Raw genomic sequence first — 20,884 nt, forward strand, 5'->3', positions numbered from 1 at the left:
CAGAAGGCCAGAGTGTTGGCCTGATCCAGCCCCAGTGAATGCATCTTGGTTGCCAGAGATATCTTCTTGTTGGTGTAGCGGTGATACAGCGTGATCGTGTAGTCATGAGAGCCGTAGCCACTGGGCAGTAATGTCAGCACCGGGTCGAACTCCTCGAAAGGCGCGACAAACAAACGCCGAAAGCGCCGCTTGAAACGCACCATGCCGTCTACGCGGTTGAACTCGCTGCCGTCATGGCGGCTGACCTTGCTGTGTAGCCAGAGCAGGCAATCGAAACCGATGGCGCCCATGAAGTAGAGGAGGGTGCCTCCCCAAAAGGCGATGTGCATTTCGCTACTGCCCCAGATCGAGCCTTTTAAACAGAGGAGAAGGGTTGCGCAGATGAGGAGGCCAGCAATTTGAATGTAATGGACCCGTTTTTGTCCTGACATGTGCGTAGCAAGAGAAATAATCATTAAAGCTGTAGAGAACAGTGTTATCAGAAATGCGGTTTCGGTTGAGTATTTCTGGTAGTCAAGTTCCTCCAGGAGGAAATAGAAAAAACCCATTCCCCAAGAAACCCATATAAAGAAAAAACTCATTAGTTTAGACGTAAATAATATGTGTGGAATCTTGCTGGAGTTCTGAAATCGCCAGCGTTTTGCATCACAGTACACTTCCTGTTTTTCAGCACCCTCTTCCTGCTTCTGATAAATCAGATGTTCTTCGCACTCCAGTTGCAGAGTGATTTCCGTAGCTGAATCCAGCCCGGCGTAATGACCAAAGGCAAGATGCGTGTTGAACAGGCCATTGCGGTTGAGATGGACGTACCATCTTGGCGGCGGCAGCAGTTCCTGGCTGTCGCTGCGGTAGGCGCTATTGGCGTAGGTAGTATCAATATTTGCGTTCATATACGGTTCTCGATGGTTTCGATCTGCCAATACAGAGGAGGGTTGCTCTCCGGGTTGCCATTGGGTGCTCGGCGGTGGGCAGGCGTAAAAGGCGTCCACTTTTTGGGGTGGGGTTGCGGAAGTAGCAAAGGCGGGCTGCCCGGTTCTGCATGCAATTCGATCTGGGTACTGATTCTCAGCCCTTCGGTTCTGACGGTGCGGCTGATGGGAAAGGTGGTTTCAATGAAAGAGGGCAATACATACAGAACGGTGGTCGCATCCAGTGGCACCGCCGCCAGTTTTGGGTTACCCGCCCTTTGCCAGTGATAGTGCTGGCCAGCGAAGGCCATGCCGGTTTCCATGTGTGATTGAAATTCATGGGCCAGCAGTTGAAAGTGTTGGGCGCTATTGCTGAGCATCCCCAGCAGGGGGGTGCTTAAAGTCACCACCCAATCCTGATCGTCCAGAGCTTGAGCGTTGGGTGTGATGGTTTGTATATGTGTGTTTGTCGGACGCTTGCGTTGCTGGTCGGCGTTTAACAGTGCCTCAAGATGATGTGCTGGGGCTTTTCTGCGCCAGTCGCCGAGTCGCATTGCATTGATCTCGGGTTTGCACAGAAGCCCCGTTAATTGCTGATAGGCAATGAACGGATCTTTTAAATGTAGAAAGTCTTCAGGCGAATCTTCAGCGGCAGAGTCTGTGCCGAGGGGGCCATAACGCACGGCAAGTTCGATTGCATCGTCATCAAATATATTGGCAAGCACTGCTCCGCCAATCACCAATGCTGCCCCGATCAAAAGCGCAAAGGGGTTGATGGTAAGGCCTATGGTATAGGCTAGCCATATTAAATTTCCCGCTGTAATTACTGCATAGCTTGCTGATAGTTCGTAATTGCCTTCCTGATAGTTTCGATGGCTGTCCAAAGCGCTTATTGCTGCGCTAAATAGTGTGGCTCCGCCGCCTAGAGCACGCAGCAGAGGTAGTTTAGGGCTACCTGTCTGTTTTTCTAGATTTTTTGCCCAGCGGGGAGATATTTTCGATACGTTGATACGAGGCTTGGACAGGTAGTTTGCGGTGGTTGCACCAAAAAGAAGTTTACTATGGTTGCCGAGAGCCACTGCCAGATCAACGAGTGCGCTACCGACACCAATCAGGGCACGAAACCCTTCTCCCTCAGCCTTAAAATCCTTATATACATCCAACTGCACCACCAAGTTAAAAACCGCAAACCCCAGCATCAACGTAGGCACCACCCTGGTCTTCTCCAACCCCTGCGTCAGCGCCCCAAAATTCACCCGGAAGTTGCTGTAGTGCGCCAGTTCGGGGTGGCCCTGAGGGATGGCAAGCACCATGACATTGCGCAGCATCGGGGCGTTCTTGCCTTGGCCTTTGGCGCTGGTGCTGCCCAGGGTTTCGCCGGACTGGCTGTGAAGGCTGGCGTAGCGGTAGTTCTTGCGGGTCAGTTCGCTGCGTTCGCTGTCGGTCAGGCCACTGCGCAAGCCTGCGCCCTGAACGCCGATGACCACATAGTTCCCGGCCAGTGCTTCGCCCATGGGCATCAGGCGGATTTCAGCCATCTTTTTCGAGAGAGCCGAGAGGGTGTTAAAGGTCGGCATGAAGAGCCGGTCGAGTTTGATCTTGAGACTGCTGTTGGACAGCCTGCTGAGTTGCGCCACGACGCTAGCCCCGAAAATATCCAGCAGGTCGCCCATGAAGTATGCGAAGGTCTTGCCCAGGCCGGGCCAATCCACCTTGTCGGCAAAGGAGGCGCTGAGCATCAGGGTGCTCAGGCCCATGGCTTGTGGCTCGGCTGGTTGATCAAGGTCGCGCAGGGCAATCAGGCGCTTGAGCAGTTCGGGAGGTTGCCCGGCGTCTGTGGCCAGCAGCATGGCGCCCAGTGGGTGCTCGGCCTGCAGGATGTTCTTGACCAGGGTTCTGATGGAGGTTTCCAGCTCTGTAACGTCCATGCCGGTCAGCAAGGCATCCGCCTGAGCAGGCGTGTACTCAAGTGCGCCCAGGGCATCTGCCATCAGGCTGTAAGGTTCCAGCAACGCTTCGTCGTGGCGATGGGGCCAGTCCATCAGGACGGCGGGCAGTTTTTTGTCGAGCACGTCGACCAGTCGCGCAAGGTGTGCGGCCAGCGATTTGCGTCCGAACTTGCGCTCCTGCTCAAACACCGTTTCATAAAACCTCGGCAGGTCAATCCGGCCTTTCAGGTAAGCGTAATTTCCACCCACAGCGCTATACAGCACCTGCGCATAACGTCCGTGTGGCTGGAAGGCAATCAGGGCGTTCAAAGTTTGCAGATAGGAAACACAGTCGCGTATCTGGGCGGTCGCGTGGCGAACGGTAAACAGCGGGTCTTCAAGAATGAGGGCGACCAGATGGGTGTTGTCCCGCAACTGGTAGCTGTCCAGCAGATCGACGCCTGCTTCCACGTCTGGCAGTGGCGCAGGCGGTTGCTGTTTGAGGTGATGCGCCAATTGCTCCTGGCGGCTTTGCAAACGTTTGAGCAATGTCTCATCGCTGAACGCTGCAAACTCCGGGGTGAAATCCAGCGGGTCCTGCAGGGCGCTTTCACTATTGAAATCCCTGGCCCGCAAGCCTTTGCGGATACGGCTGACCGGCAGGCTCGGGTTGTCCTGTGTGGTTTTCCAGTGCTCCGAACCCACTACAGCGGTGTCCCAGATTCGCGCAATATGCTGACAGCGAACCTTGATCCGGCTGGCATCGCTTTCAAGCCATTCGATGTGCTCCCAGCTCCAGGGCAGTTCGCTGTAGGCCATGCGCAACTGATCGGCGACGAAGCGGCCCTGCAATAGCATCGGCAGCAGAATCACCTGCTGTTTGACGGCCACCGGGTCGCGCTGGTCGGCATTGCCGAGTTGTTGCGCGATCGTGCGCCAGTGCGCGACATCCACCTCGAACAACTGGCCCTGGCCATCGGTTTCCAGCTCTCGCCATAAAACGTTGCGCCAGAACACATAAATGCGGCCCCGACGTGGCAGGCCGCCCCGAGGGTATTCATGGGGTTGGTCATAACCCGGAAGGCGAGCCAGGGGCAGGACGGAGAGCAGCGTATTACGCTGAATGGTTTCCTCTTCCCGGGTGCTTTGAGCATCGGGGAGCAGGGGGATTTGCAGCAGGCCGCCGTCGGTGCGGGGAATCTGCAGCGCCAGCCGCGCATTCTGGTCATTCAGGTACTCGGTTTTCTTGCGTGTGCCCTGGGTGATGGGCTTGTCGTTGAACGTGCTCATGGCTGCTGCTCCGGCCCCGTCAGGATCAACTGGCTGCCATGATCGGGATCGCCCCAGACATCGACGATAAGTGCCTCGGGGCCCTGGCTGGAGGTGGATGGTTCAGGTTTGGGGTTGGACTGCACTGTCATAGGTTTCCTGCCGGCAGCGGATGTATCTGCCGCCTTTGGAGCGACGGGCAGCACGGGCGGCGCCTCGGTCCCGATGCCCGGATAGCCGCCTTCATTGGTCCTGACCAGCGGCCCGTTCATCATCACCCCGCTGTGATCGATCTTGATAAAGCTGCCACCGACCTTGAGGGTCAGCTCCATCCCGGCATCGATCACCAGCTTGTCGCCGGACTTGATATGGATTTCCTGTCCGGCTTCGACCAGTTGTGCCACGCCCACCTTGATGTGTTGAACCTGAGCGATGCTCAAATGATCGTTCGCCCGGATTTCCACCTTGCGGTCAGCATCGACGGTGCAGTGTTGCTCGGCCCTGAATTCGCTGTAGCTGTTGGCCTCGACCCGGTCGTGGCGCTCATTGCCGACCTGGATCTTCTGGTCGTGACCAATGCTCTGGTCCCAGTTGCGCTGGGCGTGGATGAAGATCTGTTCCTGATCCTTGCGGTCCTCGATGCGCAGCTCGTTAGAGCCACCGCCACCGGGGCTGCTCAACGTCTTGAAGACGCTGCGGGTGCGGTGTTCGGGCAGGCTGTAGGGCGGAGTGTTTTCGGCGTGGTAGAGGCAGCCGGTGACCAGAGGTTGATCGGGGTCGCCTTCCAGAAAAGTCACCAGCACTTCCATGCCGACCCGTGGCAGGACGACAGCGCCATAGCGATTGCCCGCCCAACCGGACGACACCCGCAGCCAGCAACTGCTTTTGGCATCCTGCTGGCCCTCGCGGTCCCAGTGGAACTGCACCTTGATCCGGCCATGTTTGTCGCAATGGATTTCCTGGCCCTGGGGCCCGGTGACCATGGCGGTCTGGCTGCCCTGAATGCGTGGCTTGGGATGGCGCAGAGGCGGGCGATAGAAAGCGTCCCACGGCGTACCCCTGAAGGTATTGCGATAGCCCTGCCAGTCAGAAGGACGAGCGGACTCTTCCAGCACCTGCGGTTGGCGGCCTTCGTGACGAACCTCGGTCAGCAGCCAGAGCTGGTTCCAGCTTTTCTGCGGGTGACTGGCCAAGTCCAGAAAGTGGCCGCTGACCAGCCGTGGCTGATCGCTATGGCCTTCGGCGAGGCGGTAATCATGGCGGTGGCGTTCCAGTGCCCGTCGGGCCAGAAGATTGCCACGCTCACGGTTGCTGAAACGGCCGGGGTAATCGTAGTCCTCAAGGTCGGGCAGGGTTTTGTTCTGGACTTCGCTTTCAAGGGGAACCAGCGGTTTCTGATAGTCATAATCCCGCCGCGTGGTGCGAGTGGTGCGGGTTTCAAGACGCACATTGAAGCGCTTGACCACCGGTTCATCGGGGACCATCCCGCTGTCCTGTCGATAGGTCAGCGGCTTTAGCCTGGGAAAGACCGTCTGGTCATCGCCGAATACCAGCCGGTGCATGGCCCTGCTGTGCTGGAAGTGATAGTGCAGGCCTTCTTCTTCACAGAGTCGCTGAATGAAATGCAGGTCCGATTCGTCGTACTGCACACAGTACTGGCGTTTCGGGTACGGCAGACCGAGTTGAAAGTGATAGCGGTCGGCCAGGATGCCGTGCTCTTGCAGGATCCGGGCAATGATGTCCGGCACCGACTGTTGCTGGAAGATGCGTTGATTGATGCGATGGCCCAGGTAGGCGAGGTGCGGTCGCAGGGTCATGGCGTAGTGGGTCAGTCGCTTGCGGGAGTCGCCTTGAGCGATACGGTCGATCAAGCCATGCACGCCAGCGTCGTCGGGGCCGAACTGCAGAAAGGCAGAGCGATTGAGCAGGCTGTCCAGATCCAGCGCCTGGTTTTCGCTGACCAGTTCCAGCTCAAAGGCAAAGGGCTGGTTGATGGCCTCCGTGCCGGTAAAGGCCAGCACCTGAAAGTCATGTCTGACGTCCTCCAGATGCAGGCTGAAATGTGTTTGATGGGCGGGTGCGGACATCCCTTGTTCCTCCGTCTGTATGGGCAATAACGCCCGTTGAGCGGAGAGACGTATGTCAAAAATCATGCCGACTGGTTTTTATCCAGCAAATACAAGCACATGGCATTTGGCTGCTTGAAAAAGAGGCGACTTTTTCAGCAAAAAGTGCGCAAGAGCTTGCGCACCCGCGCAATTCTTTGCGCAGTGATCGAAAGCCTTTAAATACGAGGCTTACAGCGATTATTAGCGTTTTTGCATGCGCATGTTTTTGCGCATAAGGGCGATGTGCTACCGACCATTAATTTCCGTTAAATATTTTGCTTCCAATTCGTTCTTGTTCATACGACCAAGCCTCATGGTCAGGCCTATTCAGCAAGGACCCAATGCATGAATCCCGAACACGCCCATAAACTGGCTCGCCGTTTTGTCGAGCTGCCCCCTGAAAAACGTCGGTTGTTTCTCGACGGTATGCGCCAGGAGGACATGGACTTTTCGTTGTTCCCGATCCCGTCCTGCGTTGGGCTTGTTGAGCGTGATGGCTTGTCCTATGCGCAGCAGCGCATGTGGTTTCTCTGGCAACTCGACCCTGAAAGCTCAGCCTATAACCTGCCGATGTCGGTGTGCCTGAACGGTTCGCTGGATGTTGCCGTGCTGGAGCGCGCATTCAGTGCCTTGGTAGAGCGCCATGAAAGCCTGCGCACGACCTTCGGTCAGGACGGCGAACGTGCATTCCAGCGGGTGGCCGAGCCTGCGCCGGTGACCATCGAATTGCTGGACCTGAGCACCTTGCCACTGGAACAGCGCTGGTCGAAGGCTCATCGGGAAATGGCTCGCCAGGCCGAGCAGTCTTTTGATCTGGAGAAAGGCCCGCTGTTCAGCATTCGCCTGTTGCGTCTGCAAGAGCAGGAGCATGTGTTGCTGTTGAACCTGCATCACATGATCACCGACGGCTGGTCGATGAATGTGCTGATCGATGAGTGGCTGCGCGGCTACGATGCGCTGATGGCCGGCAAGCCTCTGCAACTGAATCCGCTGGCCGTGCAGTACCGCGATTATGCGCTGTGGCAGCGCAGTTGGCTGGAGGCTGGCGAGCAGGAGCGTCAGCTCGATTACTGGCGTGCGCATCTGGGGGAAGAGCATCCGGTGCTGGAACTGCCCACTGATCGGCCTCATCCGGCCTTGCCGACTCATCAGGGCGCGCGCCTGGAAATCTCGCTGGATACCGCCTTGCTGCGGGACCTGAAAACCCTGGCCCAGCGTCAGGGCGTCACTTTGTTCGTGGTGTTGCTGGCTTCCTTCAAGAGCCTGCTGCATCGCTACAGCGGGCAGACCGATATCCGCGTTGGCGGACTGATTGCCAACCGCACGCGCAGTGAAACCGAAGGCCTGATCGGCTGCTTCATCAACACCCAGGTACTGCGCAGCGAAGTGACGGCACAGACCCGTTTTGTCGATCTGTTGCAGACCGTGCGCCAGGCGGCGATGGGCGCGCAGTCGCATCAGGAATTACCGTTCGACGCCGTGATCGACGCCTTGCAGCCCGAGCGCAGTCAGAGCCATAACCCGCTGTTCCAGGTGATGTTCAACCATCAGCCGGTGGTTGCCGATCTGTTGGACAAGCAATTGGAAAGCGGCCTGCGGGTCGCGAATCTGCCAGCCGAACAGCAGGCTGTCGCCGAGCGTACCCATGCTGCTGCCAGCGACCTGATGCTGGCCACCAGTGGTGAAGGCGAACAGCTCAATGCCGCCTTTACCTATGCCACCGATATCTTTTACGAGGCGACCATCGCCCGTCTGGCCGGGCATTGGCGCAATCTGCTGGCCTCGGCTTGTGCCAATCCACAGCAGTCGGTGGGTGACTTGTCGATGCTGGCGGCTGAGGAGCGTCAGCCATTGCTGGATGTGGATGCCGCGCCACGGGCCAGCATTGCCACGCCCGCGCATCGTCTGTTTGAGGCGCAGGTCAAGCGCACGCCCCAGGCTCCGGCTCTGGTCATGGCGGGCGAACGCCATGCTCCCGGTCTGAGCTACGAACACCTGAATACACTCAGCAATCGTCTGGCTCATCGTTTGCGTGAGCAGGGTGTGGGTCCCGACGTGCTGGTGGGCATTGCTTTGGGGCGCTCTCTGGAGATGGCCGTGGCCTTGCTGGCGGTGCTCAAGGCGGGCGGGGCCTATGTGCCACTGGACCCCAAGACACCTGCCGAGCGTTTGAGTCATGTGTTGCAGGACAGCGGTCTCAAATGGCTGCTGACTCGCAGCGAACTGCTGCACGATCTGCCGCCGCTGGGTGATATCCAGTGCCTGTGTCTGGACCTGCTGGATGAACAGGCTGAAGCCGCTGAGCATGATCTGGACGTCGGCGTCGATCCGGCCAATCTGGCTTACGTGATCTACACCTCCGGCTCCACCGGCCGTCCCAAGGGCGTGGCTATCAGTCATGGCGCACTGGCCGAGTTCGTCACCCTGGGTGCGGCCTATAGCGACTTGCGCGAAGGTGATCGGGTCCTGCAATTCGCCACCAACAGTTTCGATGGCTTTGTGGAGCAGTTCTATCCGCCGCTTTGCCATGGCGCGTGTGTGGTGCTGCGTGATGATCGACTCTGGGACAGCAGCACCTTCCATCAGGCGGTTGTCGAGCACGGCATTACCCTGGCGGACCTGCCCGCCGCGTACTGGCTGACCCTGGTTCAGGATTACGCCGCCCGGCCGCCCGCGCACTATGGCGCGTTGCGTCAGATCCATGTGGGCGGCGAGGCCATGGCGGTGGAAGGTTTGCGCTTGTGGCGCAAGGCCGGGCTGGGTCATGTGCGTCTGCTCAACACCTACGGGCCGACCGAGGCCACGGTGGTGTCGAGCATTCATGATTGCAGCGCATTAACGCCTGAAACCGTTTCCTGGCGCGGCGTGCCGATTGGTCAGGGGCTGGCGGGACGTCGCCTTTACGTGCTCGACGACCAGTTGAACCTGCTGCCGCAAGGCGCGGTGGGTGAGTTGTATATCGGTGGGCCGGGTCTGGCCCGGGGTTATCACGGCCAGCCGGCACTGAGCGCCGAGCGCTTTATCGCCGACCCGTTCGTGGCGGGTGAACGGCTTTATCGAACCGGCGACCGGGCGCGGCTGGGAGCCGATGGTGCGCTGGAATACATCGGTCGCGTCGATCATCAGGTGAAGATTCGCGGCTTCCGGATCGAGCTGGGAGAAATCGAATCGTGCCTGCAGCAGTGCTCCGGCATTCGCGAAGCGGTGGTTCTGGCGCTGCCACTGGCCGGCAGCACGCAACTGGTGGCTTATCTGGTGCCTGAAACCGCTGCGACCAGCGATGCCGAGCATGTCGCGTTGCGTCAGAACATCAAGTCCCAGCTGCAAGCCAGCCTGCCGGACTACATGGTGCCGACTCATCTGCTGCTGTTGCCGAACCTGCCGCTGACCCCCAGCGGCAAGCTCGACCGCAAGGCCTTGCCGGTTCCTGACCCAAGCCAGTTGCAGGCCACTTACCGCGCACCGCAAACCGAGTTGCAGGTCTGTCTGGCCGCCATCTGGGTGGAAGTGCTGCACGTCCCTCAGGTGGGGCTGGATGACCAGTTCTTCGAGCTGGGCGGTCATTCCCTGCTGGCCGCGCAAGTGATTGCCCGGATCAAGACGCAACTGGGTGTCAGCCTGCCGTTGCGCACGCTGTTCGAGAAACCTGTACTGAGCGATCTGGCCGCAGAAGTGGCTTTGCTCACCGATGACACGGCCGACAACGACTGGAGCGATATGGACCAGTTCATGGATTCACTGGAGGAATTTGGCGCATGACCGGGACTACTGCTGCACGTATCGCTAAACGCTTTGTCGGGCTGCCCCTCGAACAGCGTCAACAGTTCCTCGCCAGGCTGCGCCAGGAAGGCAAGGACTTCAGCCTGTTGCCGGTGCCGGTCAGTCGTCATGATTTTGCGCAGATCCCGCTGTCCTTCGCACAACAGCGTCTGCTGTTTCTCTGGCAGCTTGATCCGCTGAGCGATGCCTACAAGATGACCACCGGCCTGCGTTTGCGCGGTGAGCTGGACGAGTCGGCCTTGTTGCACTCGTTCGATCATCTGATCGAGCGCCATGAAGTGTTGCGCACGGTGTTCCACACCGAAGGCGATCAACCGCATCAAGTGATTCTCGACAACCAGCATGTGGCGCTGGAGCGTGTCGATCTGTCGGCGTTGTCGGTGGATGTGCGCGAGATCGAGCTGGCTCAGCAGGTCGAGCAGAGCACCCGTCAGCCGTTCGATCTGCAAAAGGGGCCGTTGCTGCGTGCCAGCTTGTACCGCCTGGCTGGCGACGAGTACGTGCTGGTGGTGAGCATGCACCACATCGTCTCCGATGGCTGGTCGATGGATGTGATGATTCAGGAGTTCGTGCATTGCTATCAGGCTTACAGCGAGAGCCGTGAACCTGTGTTGCCGGAATTACCCTTGCAGTACGCCGACTATGCGATCTGGCAGCGCAAATGGCTGGAGGCGGGTGAGGGCGAGCGTCAACTCGATTACTGGCGTCAGCAACTGGGCGATGAGCAGCCACTGCTGGAGGCTGCCCATGACTTTCAGCGTCCGGCGACCCAGAGCTTTCAGGGCGAACGCCTGAGCTTCGACTTCGGTTTTGATCTGTCCCGGCAACTGAACGCTTTTGCCCGTAGCCAAGGCCTGAGCCTGTTCATGCTGGTACTGGCCGGTTTTTCCCTGTTCCTGTCCCGCAAGGCCGGTCAGCGGGATATCCGCATCGGCGTGCCCAATGCCAACCGTGGCCGGGCTGAAACCGAAGGCCTGATCGGCTTTTTCATCAACACACAGGTGCTGCGCTGCGAAGTGGACGAGCGCCTGAGCTATCTCGATCTGCTGGCCCGGATTCGTGAGACTTCCTTTGGCGCCCAGGCGCATCAGGATGTGCCGTTCGAGCAACTGGTGGATCAACTGGCACCGGAGCGCAGCCTGGGCCACAACCCGCTGTTCCAGGCCAAGTTCAACCAGAACGTGGTCCTCAAGCAGAAAGTGGCGCTCAAGCTGCCGGGGCTGGACGTCAGCGAGTACGAGTTCCACAAGGATGGCGCGCATTTCGATCTGGCGCTGGATATCACCGACGACGGCACGTTGATCCATGGCGACATGACTTTCGCCAGCGATCTGTACAAGCGCTCGACCATCGAGGGCTTCATTCCTGCCTTGCTGGAGCTGTTCAAAACCTTGCTGGCGGCTCCCGAAGCGCCTTTGTTCAGTCTGGGCGCCTTGCCGGTTCAGCATGAGCCCGCTGTCCGTGAACCTGCTGCGCAAGTGCTGCAACAGTGGCAGGCTCAGGTCGAGAAACAGCCCGATGCCCTGGCCGCCCGTTGCCTTGAACGCACCTTGACCACCGCCGAGCTGAATCAGGCGGCTAATCGTCTGGCCCATCATCTGGTGGGTCTGGGCGTGAGCGAGGGTCAGCCCGTGGCCGTGCTGATGGAGCGTTCGCTGGACTGGCTCACGGCGGTGCTGGCGATCTTCAAGGCGGGCGGCGTCTACATGCCGCTGGACGTCAAGGCGCCGGATACTCGCCTGCAACAGATGGTAGAAGGCGCCCGTGCGCGAGTGCTGCTGTGTGCCGAAGGCGATCAGCGCCAGACTTCACTGGCAGTCGCTGGCTGTCAGGGCCTGGCCTATGCACCGGCACAGTGGCAGCACCAGCCTGTGAGCCGTCCGGTTATTGAGGTTTCGGCACAGTCGCCGGCCTATGTGATTCACACCTCCGGCTCCACCGGCCAGCCCAAGGGCGTACTGGTCAGCCATGGCGCGCTGGCCAGCTATGTGCGCGGCCTGCTTGAGCGTCTGGAACTGGCACCGAACGCCAGCATGGCGCTGGTCTCGACCATCGCCGCCGACCTGGGCCATACCGTGCTGTTCGGTGCCTTGTGTTCCGGGCGTCCCTTGCACGTGCTGACCGAGGCCTTGGGGTTCGATCCGGATGGTTTTGCCGAGTACATGGCCGAGCATCGCGTTGGCGTGCTGAAAGTCGTGCCCGGCCATCTTGCGGCGCTGTTGCAGGCCGCCAATCCCGCCGACGTGCTGCCACAGCATGCGCTGATCGTCGGTGGCGAGGCGTGTCCTCCTGCCTTATTCGAGCAGGTTCGTCAGCTCAAGCCGGGCTGCCGTTTCATCAACCATTACGGCCCCAGCGAAACCACGGTCGGTGTGTTGACCCATGAAGTCCGGGCCATCGACCCGTCCCGCTCCGTGCCGGTGGGGACGCCGTTGCCGGGTGCTCACGCTTACGTGCTGGACGATGTGCTGAACCTGAGCGACGAACAGGTTGCGGGCGAGTTGTACATTGGTGGCGACAGCGTGGCGCTGGGGTATCTCGGGCAACCGGGCCTGACCGCTGAACGCTTTGTGCCGGACCCGTTTGCCGGGGAAGGGCAGCGCGCTTATCGCAGCGGTGATCGGGTGCGTCGCAGCCGCCAGGGGGTGCTGGAATTCATCGGTCGCAGCGACGATCAGGTGAAAGTGCGCGGCTATCGCGTGGAGCCTGCCGAAGTGGCGCGGGTACTGCTGCGTTTCGAGTCAGTGGCCGAGGCTGCGGTGGTGGCGCAAGCGGTTGAAAGCGACGAATCCCGCCTGCAACTGGTGGCCTATTGCGTGGCCGCTGCGGGCACGACGTTGCAGGTCGAAACCCTGCGCGAGCAACTGACCGCCAGCCTGCCGGAATACCTGGTGCCCGCGCAGTTCGTGGTGCTGGAGCGTCTGCCGCTGACCGCCAACGGCAAGCTGGACAAGCGTGCGTTGCCCACGCCGGGGGTGGTCAAACAACGCTATACCGCGCCGGTCGGCGAGATCGAGGAAAAGCTCGCCGCCGTCTGGGCCGATGTACTCAAGCTGGAGAAGGTCGGCACGACCGATAACTTCTTCGAGTTGGGCGGGGATTCGATCCTCAGCCTGCAAATCATCGCCCGTGCCAAGCGTCAGGGCCTCAAGCTGAGCCCCAAGCAACTGTTCGAGAAACAGACCATCGCCCAGTTGGCGACGGTGGCCAAACTGATCCAGAAGAAGCCCGCAGCAGTCGTCGAGCAGGTGAGCGGCAACTTGCCGTTGCTGCCGATTCAGGCGCGTTTCTTCGAGATGAACATTCCCGAGCGCCATCACTGGAACCAGTCGGTGATGCTCAAGCCCAACAGCCCGCTGGAAGCCAGTCATCTGCTGGCAGCCTTGCAGGCTCTGATCGAGCAGCATGACGCTCTGCGCCTGGGCTTTGCCCAGCAGGACGGCCAATGGCAGGCGACCTTCGGGCCGCTGAACACCCGCGACTTGTTGTGGGAACACGAACTCAATGACCGGTCGCGCCTGACCGAACTGGCTGACGAAGCCCAGCGCAGCCTGGATCTGAAAAACGGCCCTCTGCTGCGAGCCGTGCTGGTGAACCTGCCCGAAGACGAGCAGCGCCTGCTGCTGGTCATCCATCACTTGGTAGTAGATGGCGTGTCGTGGCGTGTCTTGCTGGAAGACCTGCAACAGGCTTACGTTGCGCTGAATACCGGCAAGGCTCTGGCGTTGCCGACCAAGACCAGTTCCCTCAAGGCCTGGGCCGAGCAACTGCATCGTTATGCCGCCAGCGAAACCCTGGCTGCCGAACGTGATTACTGGCGACAAACCCTCAGTGGCGATATCCAGCCGTTGCCTTGTGACAATCCGCTCGGCACGCAACGCAATCGCGACGTTGCCCATGCTTCGTCCTGGCTGAGCAAGGACCTCACCCACAAGCTGCTCAAGGTGGCGCCTGCGGCTTACCGGACTCAGGTCAACGACCTTCTGCTGACCGCGCTGGCGCAGGTGCTGTGCCAGTGGAGCCAGCAGCCATCGGTGTTGATCCAGCTTGAAGGCCATGGCCGCGAAGACCTGTTTGACGATATGGACCTGAGCCGCACGGTCGGCTGGTTCAGCAGCCTGTTCCCGGTCAAGGTGACACCGCAGGCCGATACGGGCGCAAGCATCTGCGGCATCAAGGAGCAATTGCGCGCGGTGCCGAACAAGGGCGTCGGCTATGGCGTTTTGCGTTATCTGGGCGATGCCGGTTTTGGTCATGAACTGGCCGCCTTGCCGCAAGCACAGGTCACCTTCAACTACCTGGGGCAATTCGACGGCAGCTTCAATGAGCGTGACGGCGCGCTGTTTGTGCCGAGCGCTGACAGTTGCGGCCATGCCTTGAGTGAAGACGGGCCGTTGAGCAACGGGTTGAGCATCAACGGCCAGGTCTTCAATGGTCAGTTGCAACTGGACTGGGCGTTCAGTGCCGAGGTGTATCAGGCTTCGACCATCGAGGCTCTGGCGCATCAGTACGAGCAGGCGCTGACGGCTGTGATCGAGCATTGCCTCAATGGCCAGCAGGGCGTCACGCCATCGGACTTCCCGCTGGCGGCCCTGACTCAGGTGCAACTGGATCGCTTGCCGATTGCTGCCGGGAATATCGACGATATCTACCCGCTGGCACCGATGCAGCAGGGCATGTTGTTCCATAGCCTTTTCGAGCAGGAAGCGGGCAACTACATCAACCAGTTGCGCGTCGATGTGTCGGGCCTGGACGTCGAACGCTTCAAGGCGGCGTGGCAAGCTTCTGTGGATGCCCATGAAGTGCTGCGCAGTGCATTTGTCAGCCATCTGGAGCACTCGCTGCAAGTGGTGCAACGTCAGGCCATCGTGCCCTTTGTCGAACTGGATGCCCGCAATCAACAGGCGACGTGGCTGGATGACTGGGCGCAGGCCGACCGCCAGAAAGGCTTCGATCTGACCCAGGGGCCATTGTTGCGTCTGGCGCTGCTGCGCACGTCGGACACTGCCCATCACCTGATCTACACCAGCCACCATATCCTCATGGACGGCTGGAGCAGTTCGCGCCTGTTGGGTGAAGTGCTGCAACGCTACAGCGGCCAGCCGCTGCCACAGCAGAGCAGCCGTTATCGCGATTACATCGAGTGGCTGCAACGCCAGGATGCCCAGGCCAGCGAGCGTTTCTGGACCGAACAGGTGGCCGAACTGGACGAGCCGACCCGTCTGGTCCAGGCGCTTAAATCCAGTGCAGGCGGGCAGGGTTATGGCGATTACTTCCACCTGATCGATGCGGCGGGCACTCAACGCTTGGGTGATTTCGCCCGCGAGCAGCGCGTGACGCTGAACACGCTGGTGCAATCGGCGTGGCTGCTGCTGTTGCAGCGCTACACCGGGCAGGCCAGCGTCACCTTCGGTGCCACCGTGGCAGGGCGTCCGGCTGACTTGCCGGGTGTCGAAGAGCAGTTGGGCCTGTTCATCAACACCTTGCCGGTCATCGCCAGCCCGCGACCTGAACAGACCGTCGCTGACTGGGTGCAGCACGTGCAGGCCAAGAACCTTGCCTTGCGTGAGTTCGAGCATACGCCGCTGTACGACATCCAGCGTCTGGCGGCCAGCGGCGGCGAGGCGTTGTTCGACAATATTCTGGTGTTCGAGAACTACCCGGTGTCCGAGGCCTTGCAACAGGCTCCGGCAGGTTTGGCTTTCAGTGGGTTGCACAATCAGGAACAGGCGCATTACCCGCTGACCCTGGTTGTCGAAGCCGGCGACGTGTTGTCGGTGCGTTTCAGCTACGACCGCCAGCACTTTGGTGCAGAGGCCGTGGCGCAACTGGCCAGCCATTTCGACTACTTGCTGCAAACCTTGAGCGCAGCACCATCGACCTCGTTGGGCGAGCTGGCGTTGCCGACTGGCTGGACGCAAGCCGTGAAGGCGTGGCCAAGTACGCAGTGTGCCCACCAACTGATTGAAACCCAGGCCGCTCGCGTGCCGCAGGCCATTGCCCTGACGCTGGGCAATGAGCAACTGACTTACGACGCACTGAACCGTCGCGCCAACCAGCTGGCTCACAAGCTGCGCGAGCAGGGCGTTGGCCCGGAGGTGCGGGTCGGTCTGGCGGTGGAGCGCAGCCTGGACATGATCGTCGGCCTGCTGGCGATCCTCAAGGCGGGCGGCGCCTATGTGCCGCTGGACCCGGATGTCCCGCAGGCGCGCCTGAGCTACCTGATGGACGACAGCGGCATTGCCTTGCTGCTGACCCAGGATCACTTGCTGGCCAGCCTGCCGGTGCCGTCGCAGGTGAAAACCTTGTCGTTGAACGATTCGCTGGAAGGCTATGCCGACAGCACCCCGGTCAACCTGACGACACCGGATAACCTGGCCTACGTGATCTACACCTCGGGTTCCACTGGCAAGCCAAAAGGTACGCTGCTGCCGCATCACAACCTGATGCGCCTGTTCGCGGCCACCGATGACTGGTTCAAGTTTGACGATCAGGACGTGTGGACGCTGTTCCATTCCTACGCCTTCGACTTCTCGGTCTGGGAGATTTTCGGCGCCTTGCTGCACGGCGGTCGCCTGGTCATCGTGCCCCGCGACGTCAGTCGTTCGCCGGAAGACTTCCATGTCTTGCTGGCGCAGGAGCAAGTCACGGTGCTGAACCAGACGCCATCGGCGTTCAAGCAGTTGATGCGGGTGGCGTGTGAATCTCAAACGCCATTGGCACTGCGTACTGTTGTGTTTGGCGGCGAAGCTTTGGACGTCACCAGCCTGACTCCCTGGTTCGAGCGCTTTGGCGACCAGAGCCCGCAATTGATCAATATGTACGGCATCACCGAAACCACGGTTCACGTGACCTATCGCCCGATCACCCAGGCGGACACCCTGAGTGCCGCCAGCCCGATTGGCGAAGCGATTCCTGATCTGTCCTGGTACGTGCTGGACGCGGACTTCAACCCGGTAGCGCTGGGATGCAGCGGTGAGCTGCATATCGGCCATGCCGGTCTGGCGCGGGGTTATCACAACCGCGCAGCCCTGACGGCCGAACGCTTTGTGCCGGACCCGTTCTCTCAGGACGGCGGTCGCCTGTATCGCACCGGCGACCTGGCCCGTTACCGAGCGGAAGGCGTGATCGAGTACGCCGGACGTATCGACCATCAGGTGAAGATTCGCGGCTTCCGTATCGAACTGGGTGAAATCGAGGCGCGCCTGCTGGCTCAGGCCAGCGTTCGCGAAGTCACCGTGCTGGCGCTGGACGGGCAACTGGCCGCGTATCTGGTGCCTCAGGATTCAAGCATCGATCCGCAAACCCTGCGCGAAGAACTGAAAACTTCACTCAAAGCGCATCTGCCGGATTACATGGTGCCGACCCATTTCGTGGTGCTGGACGCCATGCCGCTGACCGGCAACGGCAAGCTGGACCGCAAGGCCTTGCCGAAACCGGATGCCAGCCAGTTGCAGAACAGCTATGTGGCACCGCACAGCGAGCTGGAACAGCAACTGGCGGCCATCTGGGCGGACGTGCTGAAAGTCGAACGGGTCGGCCTGAACGACAATTTCTTCGAGCTGGGCGGCCACTCGCTGGTGGCGGTGCAGGTGCTGGTTCGGGTGCGCGAGCAATTGCAGCACGAGGTTTCGTTGAAAGAGTTGTTCGAACAACCTTGCGTGGCGGGGCTGGTTGCCGTGATCCAGCAAAAAAATGGCAAAAGTGACCCTGCACTGGACGAATTGACTAAATCACTGGAGGCACTCAAACGTTTATCAGCGGAGGAAATTGATAATTTGATTGCTTAGCAGGAGAGACCCCCGTGCAAGAGTTGCTTGAGTCCGTAAAATCGCTGTCCGCCCGTGAACGCAAGGCGCTGGCGGTACTGCTGAAGCGACAGGGGGTGAATCTTTACGCTGTCACGCCAATCTTCAAGAGAGAGTCGCAGGAAGGTTCTGCGCTCTCTTTCGCCCAGCAGCGGCAATGGATCATCTGGCAGCTTGAACCACAGAGCGCCGCCTACAACATCCCCCTGGCCCTGCGCCTGCACGGCACCTTGAATGTCGAGGCCTTGCGCCGCAGTGTCGAGCACCTGATCGCCCGTCATGAAACCCTGCGCACGACCTTCGAGCAGCAAGGCGATGATGCTCTGCAAGTGGTGCATCCGGCAGGCACTTTCGCTCTGAATGTGGACCGGCTGCAGGCCGGTGAAACGGTCGAGGCTTACGTTGAACAGGAAGTGCAACGGCCCTTCGATCTTCAGCAAGGGCCACTGTTGCGCGTCAAGCTGTTGAGCCTGTCCGACAATGAACATGTGTTGATCCTGACCCAGCACCATATCGTCTCCGATGGCTGGTCGATGCCGATTATGGTCGATGAGTTGCTGCGTTTTTACGAAGCCTGCAGCCAGGGACGCGAGCCGCAACTGGCAGCGCTGCCGATCCAGTATGCCGATTACGCCTTGTGGCAGCGCAACTGGCTGGAAATGGGTGAACAGGAACGCCAGCTGACCTACTGGAAAAACCAGTTGGGCGACCAGCCGCCAGTGCTTGAGCTGCCCACCGACCGTCCACGCCCGGCAGTGCGCACTTATGGCGGCGCACGCCTCAATGTCGAACTCGATGGCGCACTGCCGGGCCGTTTGAAGGAAGTGGCCCGGCAGCAGGGCGTCACCTTGTTCATGCTGTTGCTGGCTTCATTCCAGACTCTGTTGCATCGCTACACCGGGCAGGCCGATGTGCGTGTCGGCGTGCCGATTGCCAACCGCAACCGCCCCGAAACCGAGGGCCTGATCGGCTTCTTCGTCAACACCCAGGTGCTCAAGGCCGAGTTCGATCCGCAGACAACCGTTGTCCAGTTGTTGCAGCAGATCAAGCAGACTGCCTTGCAGGCTCAGGCTCATCAGGACCTGCCCTTCGAGCAACTGGTGGAAGCCTTGCAGCCGGAGCGTGATTTGAGTCGCAGCCCGTTGTTTCAGGTTGCCTATAACCATCAGACCCAAGGCCGTAGCGAGGCTCGCCAGTTGCCCGGTTTGCGTCTGGAATATCAGGTGTCGGACAAGCACACCGCGCAGTTCGACCTGACCCTGGATACCTGCGAACGCGAAGATGGTCTGAGTGCCTCGCTGATCTACGCCACTGACCTGTTCGAGGCAGCAACCGTCGAACGCATGGCCGACCACTGGCGCAATGTGCTGCACGCCATGACGGCCAATCTCCATCAGCGCATTGCGGACTTGCCATTGCTGAGTGCTGCCGAACGTGAGCAAACGTTGCAGGACTGGAACCGCGAGGTGGCGGTTTTCCCCAGTGTGCAGTGCGCTCACCAGTTGATCGAAACCCAGGCCGCTCGCGTGCCGCAGGCCATTGCCCTGACGCTGGGCAATGAGCAACTGACTTACGACGCACTGAACCGTCGCGCCAACCAACTGGCGCACAAGCTGCGCGAGCAGGGCGTTGGCCCGGACGTGCGGGTCGGTCTGGCGGTGGAGCGCAGCCTGGACATGATCGTCGGCCTGCTGGCGATCCTCAAGGCGGGCGGCGCCTATGTGCCGCTGGACCCGGATGCCCCCCAGGAGCGCCTGAGCTACCTGATGGACGACAGCGGCATTGCCTTGCTGCTGACCCAGGATCACTTGCTGGCCAGCCTGCCGGTGCCGTCGCAGGTGAAAACCTTGTCGTTGAACGATTCGCTGGAAGGCTATGCCGACAGCACCCCGGTCAACCTGACGACACCGGATAACCTGGCCTACGTGATCTACACCTCGGGTTCCACTGGCAAGCCAAAAGGTACGCTGCTGCCGCATCACAACCTGATGCGCCTGTTCGCGGCCACCGATGACTGGTTCAAGTTTGACGATCAGGACGTGTGGACGCTGTTCCATTCCTACGCCTTCGACTTCTCGGTCTGGGAGATTTTCGGCGCCTTGCTGCACGGCGGTCGCCTGGTCATCGTGCCCCGCGACGTCAGTCGTTCGCCGGAAGACTTCCATGTCTTGCTGGCGCAGGAGCAAGTCACGGTGCTGAACCAGACGCCATCGGCGTTCAAGCAGTTGATGCGGGTGGCGTGTGAATCTCAAACGCCATTGGCACTGCGTACTGTTGTGTTTGGCGGCGAAGCTTTGGACGTCACCAGCCTGACTCCCTGGTTCGAGCGCTTTGGCGACCAGAGCCCGCAATTGATCAATATGTACGGCATCACCGAAACCACGGTTCACGTGACCTATCGCCCGATCACCCAGGCGGACACCCTGAGTGCCGCCAGCCCGATTGGCGAAGCGATTCCTGATCTGTCCTGGTACGTGCTGGACGCGGACTTCAACCCGGTAGCGCTGGGATGCAGCGGTGAGCTGCATATCGGCCATGCCGGTCTGGCGCGGGGTTATCACAACCGCGCAGCCCTGACGGCCGAACGCTTTGTGCCGGACCCGTTCTCTCAGGACGGCGGTCGCCTGTATCGCACCGGCGACCTGGCCCGTTACCGAGCGGAAGGCGTGATCGAGTACGCCGGACGTATCGACCATCAGGTGAAGATTCGCGGCTTCCGTATCGAACTGGGTGAAATCGAGGCGCGCCTGCTGGCTCAGGCCAGCGTTCGCGAAGTCACCGTGCTGGCGCTGGACGGGCAACTGGCCGCGTATCTGGTGCCTCAGGATTCAAGCATCGATCCGCAAACCCTGCGCGAAGAACTGAAAACTTCACTCAAAGCGCATCTGCCGGATTACATGGTGCCGACCCATTTCGTGGTGCTGGACGCCATGCCGCTGACCGGCAACGGCAAGCTGGACCGCAAGGCCTTGCCGAAACCGGATGCCAGCCAGTTGCAGAACAGCTATGTGGCACCGCACAGCGAGCTGGAACAGCAACTGGCGGCCATCTGGGCGGACGTGCTGAAAGTCGAACGGGTCGGT

6 protein-coding genes are annotated in these 20,884 nt (G+C 60.2%); 3 read left to right on the plus strand and 3 right to left on the minus strand.

Annotation, left to right across the window (positions count from 1 at the left end):
- From CKW23_RS26845 to CKW23_RS01555, 3 genes are all read right to left on the minus strand, one after another.
- Positions 1-890 (minus strand): hypothetical protein (locus tag CKW23_RS26845; RefSeq protein ID WP_256590388.1); only part of this gene is annotated, 890 nt, incomplete at its 3' end.
- Positions 887-4,126: a hypothetical protein gene (locus CKW23_RS01550; RefSeq protein ID WP_095066897.1), complete on the minus strand. Its 3,240-nt coding sequence runs from the start codon at positions 4,124-4,126 to the stop codon at positions 887-889. The genes CKW23_RS01550 and CKW23_RS26845, both read right to left, overlap by 4 nt.
- The gene (locus tag CKW23_RS01555) at positions 4,123-6,192 is read right to left on the minus strand and encodes a type VI secretion system tip protein VgrG (RefSeq protein ID WP_095066898.1); all 2,070 of its coding nucleotides are present in this window, start codon (positions 6,190-6,192) and stop codon (positions 4,123-4,125) included. The genes CKW23_RS01550 and CKW23_RS01555 overlap by 4 nt, the downstream gene beginning before the upstream one ends.
- Before the next feature lie 366 nt (positions 6,193-6,558).
- Here CKW23_RS01555 and CKW23_RS01560 point away from each other — a divergent pair, with 366 nt between their 5' ends.
- The 3 genes from CKW23_RS01560 to CKW23_RS01570 all read left to right on the plus strand — a co-directional run.
- Positions 6,559-9,972 (plus strand): non-ribosomal peptide synthetase, encoded by a 3,414-nt coding sequence (locus CKW23_RS01560; protein WP_095066899.1) that lies wholly within the window; start codon positions 6,559-6,561, stop codon positions 9,970-9,972.
- Positions 9,969-17,783, plus strand: coding sequence for a non-ribosomal peptide synthetase (locus CKW23_RS01565; protein ID WP_095066900.1), 7,815 nt, complete (start codon positions 9,969-9,971; stop codon positions 17,781-17,783). The genes CKW23_RS01560 and CKW23_RS01565 overlap by 4 nt, the downstream gene beginning before the upstream one ends.
- A 14-nt stretch (positions 17,784-17,797) precedes the next feature.
- Positions 17,798-20,884 (plus strand): amino acid adenylation domain-containing protein (locus CKW23_RS01570; protein WP_143498874.1); only part of this gene is annotated, 3,087 nt, incomplete at its 3' end.

The sequence above is a fragment of the Pseudomonas sp. Irchel 3A18 genome (genome assembly GCF_900187465.1).
GTDB lineage: Bacteria > Pseudomonadota > Gammaproteobacteria > Pseudomonadales > Pseudomonadaceae > Aquipseudomonas > Aquipseudomonas cichorii.

Bases quoted from the DNA above. Each gene is read 5' to 3' on its own strand.
- CKW23_RS01550 (WP_095066897.1), bottom strand. From the start codon at position 4,126: ATGAGCACGTTCAACGACAAGCCCATCACCCAGGGCACACGCAAGAAA.
- CKW23_RS01555 (WP_095066898.1), bottom strand. From the start codon at position 6,192: ATGTCCGCACCCGCCCATCAAACACATTTCAGCCTGCATCTGGAGGAC.
- CKW23_RS01560 (WP_095066899.1), top strand. From the start codon at position 6,559: ATGAATCCCGAACACGCCCATAAACTGGCTCGCCGTTTTGTCGAGCTG.
- CKW23_RS01565 (WP_095066900.1), top strand. From the start codon at position 9,969: ATGACCGGGACTACTGCTGCACGTATCGCTAAACGCTTTGTCGGGCTG.